At 33.6% G+C, this 16,058-nt stretch carries 14 protein-coding genes and 1 pseudogene; 5 read left to right on the forward strand and 10 right to left on the reverse strand.

Going from position 1 to position 16,058, the window contains the following annotated elements; all coding sequences use genetic code 11:
- The 3 genes from ACW2QF_RS10475 to ACW2QF_RS10485 form a co-directional block, all read left to right on the forward strand.
- On the forward strand, positions 1–388 hold a 388-nt coding region (locus ACW2QF_RS10475), incomplete at its 5' end, for a DnaD domain-containing protein (protein ID WP_455715952.1).
- Between the two features lie 37 nt (positions 389–425).
- A complete protein-coding gene (locus ACW2QF_RS10480) occupies positions 426–1,415 on the forward strand; it encodes an ATP-binding protein (RefSeq protein WP_455715953.1) in 990 nt (329 codons plus the stop codon).
- A 148-nt stretch (positions 1,416–1,563) separates the two neighbouring features.
- A complete protein-coding gene (locus ACW2QF_RS10485) occupies positions 1,564–2,733 on the forward strand; it encodes a ribose-phosphate pyrophosphokinase (protein ID WP_455715954.1) in 1,170 nt (389 codons plus the stop codon).
- 55 nt (positions 2,734–2,788) lie between these two features.
- Here ACW2QF_RS10485 and ACW2QF_RS10490 read toward each other — a convergent pair whose 3' ends face one another.
- The 4 genes from ACW2QF_RS10490 to ACW2QF_RS10505 all read right to left on the reverse strand — a co-directional run bounded on the left by ACW2QF_RS10490 (position 2,789) and on the right by ACW2QF_RS10505 (position 9,140).
- Complete coding sequence (locus tag ACW2QF_RS10490; RefSeq protein ID WP_455715955.1) at positions 2,789–5,284, reverse strand: PBP1A family penicillin-binding protein; 2,496 nt, start codon at positions 5,282–5,284, stop codon at positions 2,789–2,791.
- 72 nt (positions 5,285–5,356) lie between these two features.
- Positions 5,357–7,267, reverse strand: a complete 1,911-nt coding sequence (locus ACW2QF_RS10495; RefSeq protein ID WP_455715956.1) for an ATP-binding protein — start codon at positions 7,265–7,267, stop codon at positions 5,357–5,359.
- 34 nt (positions 7,268–7,301) lie between these two features.
- Positions 7,302–8,363 (reverse strand): metallophosphoesterase family protein, encoded by a 1,062-nt coding sequence (locus ACW2QF_RS10500; RefSeq protein WP_455715957.1) that lies wholly within the window; start codon positions 8,361–8,363, stop codon positions 7,302–7,304.
- A 285-nt stretch (positions 8,364–8,648) separates the two neighbouring features.
- Positions 8,649–9,140, reverse strand: a complete 492-nt coding sequence (locus ACW2QF_RS10505) for a QueT transporter family protein (RefSeq protein ID WP_455715958.1) — start codon at positions 9,138–9,140, stop codon at positions 8,649–8,651.
- Between the two features lie 462 nt (positions 9,141–9,602).
- Here ACW2QF_RS10505 and ACW2QF_RS10510 point away from each other — a divergent pair, with 462 nt between their 5' ends.
- On the forward strand, positions 9,603–9,878 hold the full coding sequence (locus ACW2QF_RS10510; RefSeq protein ID WP_455715959.1) for a CD3324 family protein: 276 nt from the start codon (positions 9,603–9,605) through the stop codon (positions 9,876–9,878).
- A gap of 201 nt (positions 9,879–10,079) precedes the next feature.
- Positions 10,080–10,880 carry a GNAT family N-acetyltransferase gene (locus ACW2QF_RS10515; RefSeq protein ID WP_455715960.1) on the forward strand — a complete coding sequence of 267 codons (801 nt, stop codon included), beginning with the start codon at positions 10,080–10,082 and terminating at the stop codon, positions 10,878–10,880.
- On the opposite strand, the gene ACW2QF_RS10520 is transcribed toward ACW2QF_RS10515, so the two are convergent.
- The 6 genes and pseudogenes from ACW2QF_RS10520 to ACW2QF_RS10545 form a co-directional block, all read right to left on the reverse strand.
- On the reverse strand, positions 10,870–11,967 hold the full coding sequence (locus ACW2QF_RS10520; RefSeq protein ID WP_455715961.1) for a PRK06851 family protein: 1,098 nt from the start codon (positions 11,965–11,967) through the stop codon (positions 10,870–10,872). The two genes, ACW2QF_RS10515 and ACW2QF_RS10520, sit on opposite strands and share 11 nt — an antisense overlap.
- Positions 11,968–12,179: 212 nt before the next feature.
- Positions 12,180–12,749: a hypothetical protein gene (locus ACW2QF_RS10525; protein ID WP_455715962.1), complete on the reverse strand. Its 570-nt coding sequence runs from the start codon at positions 12,747–12,749 to the stop codon at positions 12,180–12,182.
- Between the two features lie 84 nt (positions 12,750–12,833).
- Entirely contained in the window at positions 12,834–13,505 is a 672-nt protein-coding gene (locus tag ACW2QF_RS10530) for a flavodoxin family protein (RefSeq protein ID WP_455715963.1), read from the reverse strand.
- 2 nt (positions 13,506–13,507) lie between these two features.
- Positions 13,508–14,059: a PadR family transcriptional regulator gene (locus ACW2QF_RS10535; protein ID WP_455715964.1), complete on the reverse strand. Its 552-nt coding sequence runs from the start codon at positions 14,057–14,059 to the stop codon at positions 13,508–13,510.
- A 181-nt stretch (positions 14,060–14,240) separates the two neighbouring features.
- Positions 14,241–14,738, reverse strand: a pseudogene (locus tag ACW2QF_RS10540) (flavin reductase family protein); the annotation flags it as partial.
- A gap of 430 nt (positions 14,739–15,168) precedes the next feature.
- Entirely contained in the window at positions 15,169–15,744 is a 576-nt protein-coding gene (locus tag ACW2QF_RS10545; RefSeq protein ID WP_455715965.1) for a hypothetical protein, read from the reverse strand.
- Positions 15,745–16,058: the final 314 nt, after the last annotated feature.

Genomic DNA, 16,058 nt, shown 5'->3' on the forward strand with positions numbered 1-16,058 from the left:
CAATGCTAACTTTACTGCGGTTTCCAAAGCATTTGGATTGACCCGACTGCCTGGAGCAATCGAACAAAAATTCATTACAAAATGGGTTAATACTTATGCTTTCAATATTGATATTATTGTTGAAGCATGTAATAGAACTATCTTAGCTACTCAAAAACCTGATTTTAAATATGCTGATAAAATCCTTGAAAGTTGGTTTAAAAAAGGTGTTCACCACCTTTCTGATATTGAGAAATTAGATTTAGAACATGCAAAAGCAAACTCTTCTTCTAAATCTTCTTCCGTACCAAAACAAACGAACAACAAATTCAATGCATTCCCACAAAGAACGTATACAGCAACGGATTATTCTTCTCTTGAACAGCGTTTATTAAATAGGCAAAAATAAAAAGATTATAAGTAGCAAATAAAGGAGGATAGAATGAATGCAATTAAAGAACTTTCAATATAATAAAATATTAAGAGAGTATGATAAGCGTCAACTAGAAAATAGACACGAATTAGAAAAGCGTATGAAACACATCTACGAAATTCTACCTGAAATGAAAGAAATTGACGACCAAATTGTATCAAACTCCATTCAAAGTGCTAAACTATCCTTAATGGGTGATGATCAGTCTTTGAACTCATTAGCAGATCGCAATATGGATTTATCTATGCGAAAGATTGAAATTCTTACTGAAAACGGATATCCTTCTAACTATCTTACGCCAACATATCAGTGCAAAGATTGTAAAGATACTGGATATATTAATAACGAAAAGTGTCATTGCTTTAAGCAAGCTATCGTTGATCTTCTCTATTCACAATCCAATATAAAGGAGATTATTAAGCATGAGAATTTCTCAACCTTTCGTTATGACTTCTATACAGATTCCTATATAGAAGAAACAACAAATCTAACACCTCTAGCGAATATTCAGAAAGTAGTTTCCACCTGCAAGGAATTTGTTGATGATTTTGATTCTACTTATACTAATCTTCTATTGTACGGTAATGCTGGTGTAGGTAAGACCTTCTTAGCTAATTGTATTGCAAAAGAATTATTAGACCGTTCTCATACTGTTATTTACCTTACTGCTTTTCAACTATTTGATATACTTGAGAAAAACAAGTTTAATCGTGACAAAGAAAAAGAGGAAGCGAATGAACAGTTTGAGTATATCTTAGATTGTGATTTGCTAATTATTGATGACCTGGGGACTGAACTTAATAACAGTTTTGTAACTTCACAATTATATCTATGTATAAACGAGCGTCATTTACGCAAGAAATCTACTATTATATCCACCAATTTATCTTGGGATAATTTGAATACCAATTATAGCGAGCGTATTTTTTCTCGAATCGCAAGTAATTATCGCCTACTAAAAATTGTTGGCGATGATATCCGTATAAAGAAAGCATTTTCATAAACTTTTCCCAGAATCTTGTAAAAGGAACACATTTTATGCTTTATTTTCATTATACGCCTTGACTTGCGTGTAACATAATGGTATAAATTTTAGTGGACATTTTATAGCACTTTTACACAACCGTTTACATTTTATGGAGGACGAAGTAATGCCACAACAAGAAAAATTATTTGAAACAATTCCAGTAGGTACGCTGGGAATCATCGCTTTAGAAAGTAGTTCAAGCCTAGGACAAAAGGTTAATGATTACATTGTAAAGTGGAGAAAGGAAAGAGAAAGCGAACACAAATCGACAATTGCATTTGCTGGCTATCAAAGAGATTCTTATCTTATCAATGCATCTTGCCCACGTTTTGGTTCTGGTGAAGCTAAAGGTTCTATTAATGAATCTGTTCGTGGTACTGACCTTTACTTATTAGTTGATGTTTGTAACCATAGTCTTACTTATAATATGAGTGGACATGTAAATCATATGTCACCTGATGATCACTACCAAGATTTAAAACGTATTATCGCTGCTGTTGGTGGTAAAGCTAGACGAATTACAGTTATTATGCCTTTCTTATACGAGGGTAGACAACATAAACGTAGTTCTAGAGAATCTTTAGACTGCGCTCTTGCACTTCAAGAATTAACAAATATGGGTGTTGAAAGTATCATCACTTTCGATGCACATGATCCACGTGTTCAAAACTCAATTCCTTTAAAGAGTTTCGAGACAATTAAACCAACTTACCAATTTATCAAAGCTTTACTTCAGAATGTACCAGATTTGAATGTAAACGCAAAAGATATGATGATAATCAGCCCTGATGAAGGCGCTATGGGACGTGCGGTATACTTTGCCAATGTACTTGGCGTTGATATGGGTATGTTCTACAAACGTCGTGATTATACTACAATCGTTAATGGGCGTAACCCAATTGTGGCACATGAATTCTTAGGAACTGACGTAGAAGGTAAAGATGTTGTTATTATAGATGATATGATTTCTTCTGGAGAAAGTATGCTTGATGTAGCTGCTGAACTTAAGAGAAGAAAAGCTGGAAGAATCTTCGTAGCTGCAACTTTCGGATTATTTACGAATGGATTTGAGAAATTTGACGAAGCTTATGAACAAGGCTTAATATACAGAGTTATTACAACAAACCTTGTTTACCAACCAGCTGAACTATTAACTAAAGAATATTACATCTCTGCTGATATGAGCAAATATGTTGCACTTGTGATTGATACGTTAAATCATGATGCATCTATAAGTGAATTATTAAATCCGACAGAAAGAATTCAAAACATTATTAATAAATATAAAAAATAATTCTTCATATAAATGTAGAAAGGAAGGTTGATTACTCAACCTTCCTTTTTCGTATCTAATTCTGATTTCCAGAACCATCATTTACAGGACCATTGTTGCCGTTATCTGGTAGTGGTATATCATCAGGTTCTTCTACTATACCTTCATCTTCTTCTGGTACAGTTCCTTCATCACCCTCATCAACTACTCCATCATCTTCTTCTGGTACATCTGTATTATCAGTGCCACCTGATTCTTCATTGCCATTCTGAGAATCATCTGGTGTTTGTGTGTCTTCTGGTGTCTGATTTTCATCTTCTACATCCTCTGGTTCTTCGATTACACCACCATTATCATCTGTGATTTCATCTTCTTCCTCTTCTTTTTGCTCCACATCCTCTAGCTTTTCCTCTTCTTCCTCTTCTTCCTCTTTCTTAGGACTCGTATCAATATAGGCAGGGAATGACATTCTTTCTAAACCTTCATGAATCTGAGTCATAAACTTATACCAGATTTGACCTGGGTATGTGGATCCCATCAAGCCTTCCAGTGTTTGAGGCATATCATAACCAACCCATACACTTGTTGTGTAATATGGGGTATAGCCAACAAACCATCCATCTTTCTTATCATTCGTAGTACCTGTCTTACCAGCAGTATCCATATTAGGAATACTTAATCCTTTACCTGTACCATACTTTACAACTCCAGTAAGCATATTTGTCATCGTTCTTGCTGCGTTCTTATCATATACTTGATAATCACTCTTTTCGCTTGCAACAATAACATTTCCTTCTGAATCCGTAATTTTTACTATGCAAGTTGGTTCACGGTAAATTCCATCATTAGCAAGTGTTGCATAGGCAGATGCCATTTCCACAGCGCTGACACCATTGGTGAAACCTCCTAATGAAGATGCAGGATAATAATCATTCTTATCAAGCTTAGCAAAGTTCATTCTCTTAAGATAACTTAGTCCAACCTTTGGTGTAAGTTCCTCAAATAACTTCCATGCAATTGTATTCTTAGATTGTTCCACTGCCTTTCGAAGTGTGATTTTCCCAGAATATACACCATTGGAATTGCTAGGACCTCCTTCGAACTTCTTGTCGACTACCGTTTCTTCAGGATAATGTCCATTTTCTAATGCAGGCGTATATACAATGAGCGGCTTGATTGCACTACCAGGTTGTCTATAGCTTTGGAATGCACGATTTAGCGTATATCCTGTACTATTTTGCTTTCTACCACCTACAATAGCTGTAACATATCCTGTTTCATTATCAATAGATACAGCAGACGCTTGTAATTTATACACCCCATCATCAGTTTTATCTGTAAAGTTAGCTAAAGCTTCATCTACTGAATTCTGAAGAAGTTTCTGCTGCGTCATATTAATCGACGTATAGATACGATATCCTGACCTATATAGTGATTGTTGGCATTCATTATACAAACTTGTATATCTTTCATTATAATCAGCTTCATCATCTTCATCTTCAAAATTATATCTAAACGTAAATCCTCTTTCTTTCATCAATGCCTTTGTGGCACTATGGTTAACATACGTCTCAACATAATCTTTCTTCTTAATCTTCTTAAGATCCAACTTTATCTCTTGATCATAAGCTTTCTCATACTTTGCCTTCGAAATCTTACCATCTTCATACATCTGCTTAAGAATCTTATTTCTTCTACTAATAGTATTATCATAATTATCTATTGGATCAAAGACTGTCGGATTGTTTGGTATTGCACACAAGAAAGCAATTTCAGACAAGGTTAAATCCTTTACTTCTTTACTAAAATAGCCTTCGCTGGCTGCCTGTATACCATAATATCCATTAGCAAAATAAATGTTATTAATATAAAACTCAAGTATTTGCCACTTCTCATATTTCTTCTCTAATTCAGTTGCAATAAAGATTTCCTCAATCTTACGCTCCCAACTAACTGTATGCGTCAAGAAAATATTACGGCTTAGCTGTTGAGTTATTGTACTAGCCCCCTGTTTAATAGCACCTCTATTCTTTATCAGTGCTAATACCGCTCTCAGATTCGCCTTGAGATCAACTCCATTATGCTTTAAGAAGTTCTTATCTTCTATCGTAATGAATGCATCCACTACATCCTGCGGTATATCAGAGTAGTCAAGATAATATAGATCTTTCTCACCCTTTAGTTCTGATATAACTTTTCCATTCGCCCCATAGACCACACTGGTCTCAGTGGCTCGGAATGTATCTAAGGTTGATTCACTAACAAAATGTCTTGCTTCTGATTGCATTTGTAAGATCTTCTTACCATACTTATTATAAAATAACAGAATTAGAATTAACACTGCAATGAGAAGTACGAGACATAATACCTTGAATGCAAATTTCATATGATGCAATATAGGATGCTGTTTTCTGAACTTAATTGCTTTTTCTCTCTTTAATTGTTTCTTGGTCTTCGGTGGCTTTTTATTGCTCGCTGTGGTGCGATTTTGTCCCCCACTGTTTCCTGTCGTACGGGTTGTTCCCTTAGTACCATTACTCCTGTTTCCTGTTTTTCTACTATCATTATTCATACTTATACCCATGCGTATTGTAAGTGTACTTATGATACTCCTTTTAAAGCATTTCCTTTCTACATTTTTACTTTATAATTCGATATAGTTATATGGAATCCGATGTTTATCTAATGCCCTACGTTCTCTGTTATGGCAGGTAAATATAAGAATCTGACGTGTTGTTCTTGCCGCCAGTTCACATATGGTTTCTTGTAATCGATCATCATCGTAATATACGAAAGCGTCATCTAGAATTAGGGGCATAGCTTTATCTTTCAAAAGAAGGTCTGCTGCCACCAAACGAAGTGCCAGATATAATTGTTCCATTGTACCTGTACTTAAGTACTCCATAGGAACATAATCATTGTCTTTTACAATTTTCATATTTAATTTTTCATCGACTCTCACATCATAACAATTACCAAGGGTAAATGCCGTAGAAATCTCTGATATAGACTTATTGAGCTTCTCTCCAAAATCATCATGAATGGAGGCTGCTAGTTCTTGTATTGCCTGGATACTAACATCAATTGCTGTTAATTCTATATCTTCCTTCTTTCGTCTCTCCATAAGTTCATCTCGCAAAGCCCTTTTCTTAGCATAATCAGCAATGCTTTCTTCTAATTTAGAAAACTCCCATCTCAACTTTTCTTGCTTCGTACTAGCAGTTTCTATTAACCGAGTAATTTCTCTTTCTCTTGTTTGCTTTTGTTGAATCAAATCTTTTTGTTTATTCAATTGACTTGCTAATTTGTCAATTTCTTGATGTAACATTGTCATGGTTTGTGGACTTACTTCATTCATGCCAATGACTTGGTTCGCATATGTTAATATATCTTCTTCTTGTGCTTGCATTCTAGTAAGTAGCCGTTTCATTATCTGCTGATTATCTGATTGCTTATCTTGACTACTCACAGGTCCCATTCGTGAATTCTCTCTATCAGATCTCTTGTTCTTTTTATTCCGTATTACCTGAACCATAGAAGTAATAATCCCGAGTACGGCTGTTACTGCTGTAACAATTGCCTTGTTAAACCCTTCAAGTGGAATAAACATCCACAGCAAGCAACTTATAAAGATCAAACAGGCACCCAGTAAATACCCACTGAAACTGCTTGATTTATGTTGAGACTCCATAGGATTAGGCAGATCTTTTATTTGTTGAGGTGATTTTATTTGTTGCATAACTTGATAATAGTAATCTCTACAATCTTTAAGGCTCTGATATTTTTCTGCAATTAAATCATATTCCTTCACATAAGAATCAAGAACTTGTAGCTTTTGAAGATATCCCCCGTCTATTTTACAATTCTCTTTTTCCTTATTTAATGACTGTATCTCCTGATCAAAACCAAGAATCTGTCTTTCTAATTCCTTCAACATAAAATCTGTTGTTTGTATCTGTTGTAATTGTGTATTCAGCTCTTTCACTTGCTGTTTCGTTTGTTTTGATTCAATTTCTTTTTTTCTGGCTTGTAACTCTTTGATAGCCTGATTCACATTAACTTCACTTGATTGTGTAGTTGACATATTCGTAATATAATCATTGATATGAAATGCAAGCTCTTTGTTTGTTGCTACTTGTTGTTGTGCTACATAGATTGTATTACTGTAAGTATTCTCTGTTAATCCTTCAATAAAGCAACCACCTCGTTGCTCCTTATATGGAACGTCCCTTCCGGTATCTTTATTAATAATCTGTAAGGATTTCTCTTCTTTGTACAGATTTCGTTTAATTAGATAAGGAACTCCATCAACGGTTACTTCCATTTCTCCATCATACAAGGTTGGTGTATCCCATGGTTTATATCTAGTATAAACATCAAAATTCGTTCGACCTCTTTGCTTATCAATGCCGAATAACATTCCTTTTATGAAAGTATGGACTGTACTCTTGCCAGCCTCATTGGTTCCATATATTAGATTAATCCCTTCTTGTAATTCAATCTTTTTATCTTGAAATTTACCAAAGTGTTTCAACCCTAGCGAGTTAATCATCATATTAATAAACATGCTCCCTTCTAAAGTTGCTCCTCTACTTTAGCTTCATTAAGGCTTTTACCCCTAGATATAATGCTCTATCAATAACTTCATCTTCATATTCCAAACTTTGAATCTTATCTATATACATTCCAATAATATTATCTTTATTCTCGAAGCGTAATTCATCAAAATTGTAATCTGGTATAGTGAGATCCTCCACCTGTGCGATATGTCCTAGAGATAATATTTCATCTTCATCAAAACTGATATCAACATCTCTTGCACCTTCTAGCGTAATGCTATATATATGATTCATTCCTTTAAGGCGAATCTGCTCTCGAATCCCATCCATAACTTCTAACCCTGTCATATGGGGTTGAACTTCTAGTACAAGCGGTATATATTGTCGCCTACTACAAGGAATGAATTTAATATCCGTATGGAATTCGTCTCCAACCTTAGTAATCTCACCTTGTATGTAGCCATGTTCTCCTACTTCTGTCTTATCAAGCGGTTCTAACGAACCAGAATACGCCATTTGATTCGTAAACAAAGCAGGTTTATGAATATGACCTAATGCTACATACGTGTATCCTAGTGATTCAATTATTTTGCGATCAATCGGTATATCTTTCTCATCACCACCATGTGCTAATAGAATTGATATTTCTTGATTATTCAATAAAACTGGTTGATGATACTTCGGCTCTGTAATATCCCTTGTAAAATAACTTAAACCGAATACTCTTGTATTCAATTCTTGTATATAAATCTCAGTAAGCTCTTCCTCATAAAACATATGCACATGCTCAGCCCAAGGAAAATTCATGTAGTTTGAAGTCTGACTGATATAATCATGATTTCCTGCCATCAAAACCACATGTGTCTTAGTTAAGCGTTTAAAAAGGTAATTCACTTCCTTCAACTCTCTTAATAAGGGTTGTTTATGAAATAAGTCACCAGCGATTAATAGCAAATCAATGGATTCTTCCTCGCATTGGTTTACGACATCCTCAAATGTTCTCCAAATCTCCTTCGCTCTTTCCTGACTCCAATCTCTTCTAAGATCTGGTTGCATCCCTAGATGCACATCTGCCAAATGAATAAATCGCATCCTATCACCCCCTATATATGCATAGCATTATACCATACTAAAAGGTGTCTGACAATGCAATACAAACATACGTTTCCTTAATATTCTCTTAAAATTTTATTAATCCTACTTACTATACTCTATAATTATGTTTTTTCTATGGCTATGGGAATTTAATCCTAATCATAAAAAAACAACTTTTCCAAGCTGTGTGCCATATGTGATCATATATATATTCACCAAATGGCATACACCGTAGAAAAGTTGTTGACCTTGTTTTTATTCTAAACAAATTATTTTATATAATTATGCTACTTTTTGTTTAAAAATGACGTTTTTATATTTATATAATGCAAGTAATAACATTGTACCTAAAATTCCGCATGAAATTATCTCACCAATTCCAACGGTTAGCATCATAAGAGGGATCGGTGTTGCTAAACCATATCCAATTCTTAAAATCCATGGAACGGCAATGGTATTCCCGATAATTGGTGGTAGTACTACTAAGTACTTGTTCTTTCTTAATAAATAAGAAATAGCTGCTGCTACTAAAGTTGTTAAACTACCTAGAATAATATCTAGTAAACATGCTCCACCAAGCATATTACCGAGTAAACAGCCTACGAATAATCCTGCTATTGCTGCTGATGTAAAGAACGGCAAAATTGTTAATGCCTCTGCAACACGTACCTGAACATCCATAAATCCAAACGGTTGGAATAAGTACGTTAACACAACATAAATTGCAGCAATCATAGCTGCTTGAGTTAAATACTGCACTCTTAATTTCTTCATATTCTATTCTCCTTTAGTTTTGTTTAACGAGTGGAAGGTCCCGAACACTCGAATAAATAGTTGAAAAGCCCTTTGTTTGTGAGGGCTTTTGCAATCTATACTATAAACCATAAGGAGAGAAAATGCAAGTAATATACCATTTTAAATCAACTTTACTTTTTCTCCTTCTTTTGGTAGACTAAAAATAATTATTACCAAATATATTTACTAGGGGGGTGCCATCATGGTTACATTAAATCACTTAGGTCTTAACTCCATGCAATGTCTGTAAAACCATACGAATTTGTATGCATAACAGATGGCGATAGTTACATGGAGACTATGATATAAAATCGCCATTGCCTACATTCTAACATATTGGTTTTACACACTTGCATCCTAATACACTGTAGCTGATAAACACGTGATTTGATAGATTAATGACTTGATTTGAGTTATTAACGATTAGGAGCAGGAGTTAGAATGAAATATAAGAATGCAAATGATATACTTCCACCGGAATTAGTTAGAGAGCTTCAAAAATATCTGAAAGGAGAATTGCTCTATATCCCTAACGGAGATTCCACTCGTAAGAAATGGGGCGAATGCTCTGGTATTCGAAAAGAATTATTACATAGAAATCAAGAGATAAAACTTCGTTATACACAAGGTCATAGTTTCGAACAACTTTCATCGGATTATGCACTCTCTGTAGAAACAATTAAAAAAATTGTCTATACTACCAAGTTAGTTGCATAGACTATGCATAATATAATATGAGAAGTGGTTGCTACAAATAATTATTTGTAACAGCCACTTCTCATACTTTTCAGTAAATTTCTGAATCGTTTAATTATAATCATTTTGTTCATATGCATAATACCTTCACATAAGTTATACTCAATATAGTACTAGTATATACTTTACTAAATATAATTTTTCTGTGTTAGGAGTGTGTTTATGATTACAGACGCTAAATATAAGAAAATAAACGAACAACGGAATTCCTTTACCTATACGTCATTAGCTTATACACCTTATGAGTATATCGCTGACAGTACAATTCTTCTTGATACCAAAGACTTAATATTGATTCAAGGTAGAAATGAAGAACTTTCTATGACCGAACTCTACTATTGTACCAATTCTATTCCTTTACTTCTTAATGCAATTGATGCTATTAAGGAACCCGTATATATGCAATTCGTTCCCAAGGACTTTGTAGATGAATTTCATTCTCATGGATTTGAATCTTTTGCTTATTTTAGAGATATGGTTTGCTATGACATTCATAGTAATTGCTCCGTTAATATCCTTTCCATTGAAGATGCAAAAGAAGCTGCTGCCGTAACTAGATCCTGTCGTCTACAAAGCAGAGGATTTCTTGGTGAAACTACGGAATGGGCAAAGAATTGGATTCAAGGGAAAGATCCTAATACAAGTTATTGCAAATACAGTGCAATCCTAGCAACAAAACACGAGAATATCATCACTGGAATTGTTGCTGTAACTCTATATTCCTTTGATAAGCCAGAAGGCCCCACACTTTGGATACGAGAGGTTGCTGTACGACCGGAATACCAGCATAAAGGATATGGGAAACAATTATTATCACAAGCATTTGCCTATGGTTCTAGATATCAGGCTTCCAAATCCTTCTTAATGGCGGATATTCTAAATACCAATGCTGTATCATTATATCAGCAATTTGGTTTTTCTTATAATGAAGAAGAGGGACAGATCGATATGATTAGAGAGTAACCTTTTCTTCCCTTGCAGCAATTCGTTCAAGCACATTACTAGTTATCTTCTCTATAATATTATAATTAGTTGCTGCTATATAATAATGTTCTAATTGATCATGCAAATCTTTCGCTTTCTTAAGATAGGAGGTTCCTTTTGCAACTGTCTCGTTATAACGTTTTCTAATATTATTCAATTCGCCTTCATAGCGTTCATCTGTGTTAGGCTTAATTAGCTCTGTATACATATCGATTATAGTGTCACCTTCACGACTTGGCACATATTCATGTGGTGCAGTTGAATCAAAGATGCACAACTCAAGTTCAGGTAGAAGTATCATATCTAAGCTATTAGGATCAAAACCACAATGGTATACTTCTACCTCTAATCCCAATCCTTCTGCTTTCCTTAATATCTTCTTTAACATAGTTGATTTCCCCGAACCTGGTCTACCCTTTATGAGATAACGTTTCTTACAACTTGAAGTAATATTCTCCACATAATCCATAGCTCCTTTGGGTGTAGACCCTCCAAAAAACCGATGTCTTGTTACCCCACTTTCTTGTTTTTCGCAACTTCCGAGTAGCATATCGCAAACCTTTTCAGTTAACTCATCCGCTTTTTCAAAATTCATATTATCGATATAGATTTTTTCCCATTCATCATGAATCTTCAATGCGTGTGCAAATGCTTCATATACTTTGGGATAACACGTACTAATCTGTTCTTGTAACTTTCTAATCTCACCAGCCTTGTTTTCTAACAACTCTATATCCCAAGCTTCTCCTAGATTCACATACTCTTCAACTGCACCTGCAACTTTAGGTTCAATTACATGCGGAGCGGTACCATCAACAATTCCAACACTAATTTCACGAACAATTACGCCATCTAAAGAATCTGGATCAGAGGAACAGTGTATATATTCTACATCATACCCTTTGTCCACATACATCTTTCCAACCTTATTCATTAAAGTGGATTTTCCCGTTCCTGGTCCACCCTTTAATATATAGATTTTCTTAAGACCTTGTAAATTGGACTCAAACATGTTTTGAAATCCCTTTGAAGTATTACCACACGCAAAATAATGTTTTTCTGACATATTAAAACCTCCCTTTCAAAATGTCTTTTTCTATAGTATGATAACTATTTTTTATAGTGCTTATGCACTTGTTACTTTATTATTGAAAGTAGTATGTTCAATGTATTGATTTAATTAAACAATAAGGCTGTTGCAAAATTAGTATTCAACTATGTTATTAAAACTATGTTGAGTTCTAAATCTTACAACAGCCTTATATAAAATTAAATTACCTAATTTACTTTTTGGTAATACGTATGTACATAATCTAAAAATTTCTGATCATTATTACTATCATAGGCTTGGGAAGCAAGTTTTACTCCCTTCTCTTTCTTCTTACTCTTTCGATATATTATTACCTCATTCTCATATTCATCATAAACAACTTTATCTTTTGGTATAATTAAAGAATTGGTTGAGATATATTCAGCACTTATGCCGTAATCTGTTCTCATATGGATAAAAGCGGACAGTAAATCTAAAACCAGCACACTAATTAATGCTACATAACCCATGACATACCAAAACTTTTCAAGATAATTGAAATCTACTAAGTCCGTCCTTAAATATTTCCCTTTGCTTATCATTATTATAATAAGCAGAAATCTAATAATAAGGCCAGTTATCTTAATCCCTAGATTATTATCTTTAGATTGAAAACAGGAGATATAATCTTCATAAAACTTCCTTCTATATTTCATGAACACAATAAATTGTATTAAACTATGAATAAATATCATGAGCAATGCAATAGATAGAACACCCATCTCAATAAATTCTTTACTACTAACGTATTTTCCCATAATGATAACCCTTTCCCTTGCTTTTATTAGTTACCATTATTATACTATAGTTTCTTTCTTCTTACAATTGGATTCAATTTCACTTCACTTTGCATTTTCAAGGTACATATCAATTGGCATCATTGGTTTGTCTAATAACTCCTTGGTCTCTTCGTTAATTTGCCCCGTCCTTGCATATTCTTCTCCTGCCTTTCTAACATTATCAAGATATTGTTCAGCAAAATAAGAAACTTCTGGAATATTTAGCAACGGACCTTCAGCACATAATACCTTCGTATACTCTTTATATAGCAAACTAAACTGCATTAATAATCCTTCATAGTTATTTTCGATATTATAGAAACCGCAGGAGGACAATAAAACAACTTTCTGCTCCTTATCATAACGACTTGGATGAGTACAGCCACTTGGTGTCTTCACTAAATCCGGTAATACTAGCGGCAGTGTTCTCTCTAGAAACATCTTACCTTTCGCTGGTATAGAATAATGATAGAGTGGAAAACTCCATAGTATCAAATCTGCTTCCTTTAATAGTTCTAGACATTTAGACATATCATCTTGTATTACACAAGCTCCTGGAGTCTTGTGCCAACAACCAAAACAACCTTCACATGGTTTAATATCTAAACTATAGATATCAATCACATCGATTTCACAATCTTCTATCTTCTTAATACCTTCCAAGAACGATTCCGTTAACTTCATAGTACCACTATGTTTCCCCTTTGGACTTGCATTCAATACTAAAATTTTCATACTTAACTCTCCTCCTTAATTATAGATAATGCTTCTTTAATCCATTCTAAAGTAGCTTTGTAATAATGCTCCCCGTAACTTTCACAAAGTCTCCAATACATTGCCTTATCTTTACTATTTCTCTCATGATTATAGTTTATGGTTTCTTTTGCCTGGTCTAACTCTCTTAATTTTTCTTCGTAGAAATTTTGGTTCCTTTCCAAGTATTCAACCATAACCTCTTTTGGTACTTCTGCCCCAAAGAAAAGCTTCATCAGCATAGGATTACGATCACCAGGATTATCTTCCTCTATATTATGATTCGTTAACCAACTTATCATCTCTTTCTTTCCAAGCTCAGTGATTGAATATACTTTTTTATTTGGCTTGCTAAATTGCACCTCAACTTCAGATGTTACCCAGCCTTCCTTTTCCATGGTAGTAAGTTCTCGATAGACCTGGCTTGTGGTCGCTGTCCAGAAAAATGAAAGCGACGCCGAAAAGAACTTACTTAAGTCATATCCTGTCATGCTGTTATAATTGAGCAATCCTAATAATCCCAGTTTCAAAGACATACCTTTCCTCCTTTCCATATACAAGTATTCTATTTGTATTATATTCCATTTGTATAATATATGCTATAGAATGATTTACACATATTTCCACTCTTGTTATGTAATAAATGCACAAAAAAATGCCAGCAAAGGATTTCTCCTTTACCGGCGTCGTAATGTAGTACTATATTAATTATCGTTATTCTGCAATATAAGTTGGAGCGTTCTTTGGACTCTTACCCTTTATTACATTATGATAGTAAGAATATGTCATTGGAGTATCTCCTCCCATAACATCGCCATCTAGAACTTTACCTAAGAATACGGTATGTGATTCTGTTTCCATTTTATTAATTACTTCACAAGCAATATAACCGCATGAATCTTTAACTACAGGTAACATACCCTTAATTTCATGTTCAACATCAGCAAATTTATCTGCTATTTTACCAGATTGATAGCCAAATGTTCCTATAATCTTTGGATCTGTCTTTTCTGTTAAAATAGAAATTGCAAATCTTCCACTTTTTTCGATACATTGATTCGTATAATTATCATGGTTAATACTTATAGCAATTGTTGCTGGCTCTGAAGTTATCTGCATTGCGCTGTTCGCAACACACCCCGTTGGTCTTCCATCGTCCCATGTAGAGACTATATACACACCATATGATAGATTAAATAATACATTCTTGTTCATCTTCTTCTCCTTTATCTTTGTCCAATTATCTATTTGGATTAGACTCCCTAATCCTATTCATAATTATGTTAAGTAAATATGACAATATGATTTATTTACTAACTTGTCTATTAATATTATACATGATTATCTCATCTTTATCCAGCTTCGTAACCATTTCTTTTTTTACTTTATCTATACTACACATTGAAAAAATTCATTTATTCTGTTGAAAAGGCACCATTTTTTAGATTAGTAATACCAAAATAAAGATTAATAATAACTGAAATTACTAATAATACAGCTATAATCTTATTTTTCATAACCTATAACTCTCCTTTCATTATTAATTCAATCACAGGCGCCTAATAAATATAAGCATGGAATATTAGTTACTTGCATGTTTGCACCAGTCCATAAAGCAACTTTTATGGCACATCTTACTTTACTATTATTGTTCACTGATAACCCCTCCATACTCCTTATCTAATTCTTTCTGTGATGGAAAGTCATACTCATCTTTTAAACAGGGTATAAAGAGCATGCAGGCATTTCTATAAATCATTCCTTGATACATATCTAACATAGGCTGTGTACCATTTCCATAGCTATGTTTTTCTGGACTTTCTGGATAATTATAGTTTTCTAACATTTCAGCTAAAAGTAAAGGTTTTAATATATCAAAGCTTGAGGATATCTCATTTGTAAAATTTTTATATCGAGTTATATCTTCTTCATACTTACATTTCTTTTTAATAATGCCCATAATAGTATTATATTCTTGTTTCCATACTTTCAAATACAATTCTTGATATTCTCTTCTAGCTATTTCAGCTGGAATATGATTTTGGAATTTATCCTTAAAAAAATTATCTATAGGATTACTCATAAAGTAATAATAATTATAATTCATCGACTCAGCCGATTCACTCTTTATATTTTTTTCCTCTTTTTTTGAATAACCCACTTGGACTATATTAAGTAGAATGGATATAGTCAAAATAACATATAAAATTTTATTTCTCATTTTTATGTACCTCCTTTATTATTATGGATAAACTTCTTTAAGATGTACTGTCTTCACAATTCACCATATATGACTAACTTTCATTATGGTATATGCTGTGTTAATTGAGACAGTATATCATATACAAGACTAGAAAGATGTGGATTATTATAGCTTAGTTATAAAACAGCTGTAGCTAAGGATTAAGCATTGAGACTTATACGAACAAGGTGCTATTAAATCACTAGCTCATTCAAAAGCTTTAGACCCTGTACTTAAAGACTCTACATAGAATAAATATTTTTACATTTCTTGGAATTGTGCTATAATATAAC

This window comes from Anaerosporobacter sp., assembly GCF_965301125.1.

Coding starts and splice junctions, on each gene's coding strand:
- ACW2QF_RS10480 (WP_455715953.1), top strand. CDS start 426: ATGCAATTAAAGAACTTTCAATATAATAAAATATTAAGAGAGTATGAT.
- ACW2QF_RS10485 (WP_455715954.1), top strand. CDS start 1,564: ATGCCACAACAAGAAAAATTATTTGAAACAATTCCAGTAGGTACGCTG.
- ACW2QF_RS10490 (WP_455715955.1), bottom strand. CDS start 5,284: ATGAATAATGATAGTAGAAAAACAGGAAACAGGAGTAATGGTACTAAG.
- ACW2QF_RS10495 (WP_455715956.1), bottom strand. CDS start 7,267: ATGATGATTAACTCGCTAGGGTTGAAACACTTTGGTAAATTTCAAGAT.
- ACW2QF_RS10500 (WP_455715957.1), bottom strand. CDS start 8,363: ATGCGATTTATTCATTTGGCAGATGTGCATCTAGGGATGCAACCAGAT.
- ACW2QF_RS10505 (WP_455715958.1), bottom strand. CDS start 9,140: ATGAAGAAATTAAGAGTGCAGTATTTAACTCAAGCAGCTATGATTGCT.
- ACW2QF_RS10510 (WP_455715959.1), top strand. CDS start 9,603: ATGAAATATAAGAATGCAAATGATATACTTCCACCGGAATTAGTTAGA.
- ACW2QF_RS10515 (WP_455715960.1), top strand. CDS start 10,080: ATGATTACAGACGCTAAATATAAGAAAATAAACGAACAACGGAATTCC.
- ACW2QF_RS10520 (WP_455715961.1), bottom strand. CDS start 11,967: ATGTCAGAAAAACATTATTTTGCGTGTGGTAATACTTCAAAGGGATTT.
- ACW2QF_RS10525 (WP_455715962.1), bottom strand. CDS start 12,749: ATGGGAAAATACGTTAGTAGTAAAGAATTTATTGAGATGGGTGTTCTA.
- ACW2QF_RS10530 (WP_455715963.1), bottom strand. CDS start 13,505: ATGAAAATTTTAGTATTGAATGCAAGTCCAAAGGGGAAACATAGTGGT.
- ACW2QF_RS10535 (WP_455715964.1), bottom strand. CDS start 14,059: ATGTCTTTGAAACTGGGATTATTAGGATTGCTCAATTATAACAGCATG.
- ACW2QF_RS10545 (WP_455715965.1), bottom strand. CDS start 15,744: ATGAGAAATAAAATTTTATATGTTATTTTGACTATATCCATTCTACTT.